Source organism: Parasynechococcus sp. (assembly GCF_042954245.1).
GTDB lineage: Bacteria > Cyanobacteriota > Cyanobacteriia > PCC-6307 > Cyanobiaceae > Parasynechococcus.
Genome location: NZ_JBGKDP010000052.1, coordinates 1 through 2,174, shown reverse-complemented (window position 1 = coordinate 2,174; position 2,174 = coordinate 1). Strand labels below are relative to the sequence as shown.

Here is a 2,174-nt window from a genome sequence, read left to right as displayed (position 1 = left end):
ACGCGTGATATCCAGGTCAATCAATTAGCAACGCGCATGATTGATTCTGCTGTGAACAAGATCGGTACCTATGGAGTTCGTTATGACATCGATTTGAATCTGCAAGGCCAGGGGGATCACCATCTCGTGATGAGTCACCCTGTGGTGTCAGGCAAGAAGCAATTCACGGCATTTCGTGGTTCTTTGCGCATCGAAACGTCTGAGGGAGTTCAGGAAGTCCATGTTGGTCTTCGCTCAGGTGAAAGTCTTCCCCTCAGCGATCTTCGTTTCAACGCCGGTGAGCACAAGCGGGTGAGGCTGAGCCTGGTGTATCCAGCCGATGCCACCCCTGGGCATCTGTTGAGTGTGGTGCCCGTTCAGCAACTTGCCCTGCTCAATCAACGCCGGCAACAGCAGGCCCTCGCCAAGAGCAAAATTGAGACGGACAAGGGGCGTCGTGTGGGTCCAAAGCTGGCCCCTCCAGCCCCAGTTCAGCCAGCGGCTCAACCAGTTCGCACTCCTGTTCCTCAACCGGTTCCGGCGGTGCTGCCGATGCGCTATCAGGGAGCCATCCGGTCTCAACAGCAGTGGCTGGACCAGTTTCAACTCCGATAAGGTCCGAAGTAGAGGTCGATCGTTTGTCTGGAGACGGAACCAAAGCCAGGAAAATCACCATCACGGTGTCCAGTCAGCTCGTTGATCTGATTGATCAACTCAAGGCGGAGTGGGGAATGCGTGCCCGGGGCACCGTTGTCGAACGACTGATTGAGGAGCTGCTTCCCGATCCAGAGCACTCCACGGATGACTCCACGATTGCTCTGGTGAACGATGGCGTTGACCAGGATGACGCTGATTCGCCTGTGGAGGACGAGACCACCAGCCTCGTTCTCATCACCCGTGTCGATGATCCAACGAACAACAGCCTGTCTGAGACGTTCGACCCGATTGACGCGGCAAGTCCAGCCAGCGGTGGGTCCGGCATTGACCTCCCTGGATTCGTCCGACGTCGAACATCGGAAATCAAAGAGACGCTTCAAGCCAAGTCCAAGCCGGTCCGGGATCCCGTCGACCTGCCCGTCTCAACGGTGTCTGGGGAGGATCTCAGCCAAGCCGGAGCAGCTGCGGAAGCTCATTGGCGCTCGCTCTACGGCCAGGATCCCGGCGAAACAGTTGTTGAAGCAGCGATGGCTTGGTTGTCCAAGGATGTTTGGCCGAGCGTTGATGCGAGCGAGGGAAAACCGTTTACCTGGACCTCAGCCAATCGCTCCCTTCAAGAGCTCTGTCTGAGTTGGGTTGAGCAACCGCCATCGCTTGGCAGGGTCATGGTGATTGCTGGAGCGCTGGAAGACCCCTTCGCAACGGCGTCACTGGCCGAGCGGATGCCCACCATGATTCGCAGATTCGTGAATCGCTTCCGCCGGAGCCGCAAGGTCACATCGTTTGAGACGCTTGAGTCCACGATGACTGTGCATGGTGCTCTGAAGCTGCTTGGTTTATCGACCAAGCCCGGTGCATCCATGACGCTGACATCGATTCGCGATGCTTACAAAAGTCGTGCCTTGGAGGAGCATCCGGACGCCGGTGGCTCCACGGATGGCATGCGTCGCCTCAATGAAGCCTATAAGTTGCTTCGCGAGCTGTACCGCAGCCGCTAATCAGCAATCTCATTTGGGTCTAGTTGCTGGACTCAAGACGGGTCTCATGTAAGGCATCTGTGTCTTGGTCGTGCATGGGCTCTCGCGTCCTCGTCCATTGCTCTGTGGTCGGCCAGTCCGACGGCCTTCTTCTGTCTCAGGCCTCTCAGTCAAGCCGCGTCATGGGTCTTGCGATGAGTCTTGATCAAGGCCCCTGCTAAATCAACTGAATTGTTTTCAGCGAATTTTTATTTGTGGCGATGTTGTCTACGACTGGTCCGTGTGTCGGGGGAGAAATGTGCCTTTTTCAATGATTGAAGGTGGCGGCTTGCTTCCGAGTGGTCTTTAGGCTTGTCCTGGCGCTGTCCAGTCCTGGTTGGCCCCGTTGTGATGTTAGCTATAGCAGTCGTTTTGGGTGTCGCGTACCTGCTTCTTAAGCAGGTACGCAGCGTTTGGACAGGCTGGCTCGGATGGGGTTTGGGTCGATTGCAAAGGACCGCCAACAGGCTGTCGCAGAGAAATTGCTTGAGACTTAATTTTGGTCTAGAACTGCGTCTCGCT

2 protein-coding genes are annotated in these 2,174 nt (G+C 56.2%); both read left to right on the top strand.

Annotated features, from left to right (window positions below; translation table 11 throughout):
- The first annotated feature begins 9 nt into the window (after positions 1-9).
- The gene (locus ACGVJ8_RS02415; protein ID WP_392345314.1) at positions 10-594 is read left to right on the top strand and encodes a DUF3370 family protein; all 585 of its coding nucleotides are present in this window, start codon (positions 10-12) and stop codon (positions 592-594) included.
- A 59-nt stretch (positions 595-653) separates the two neighbouring features.
- Complete coding sequence (locus ACGVJ8_RS02410; RefSeq protein WP_392345313.1) at positions 654-1,634, top strand: molecular chaperone DnaJ; 981 nt, start codon at positions 654-656, stop codon at positions 1,632-1,634.
- The last annotated feature ends 540 nt before the right edge of the window (positions 1,635-2,174 follow it).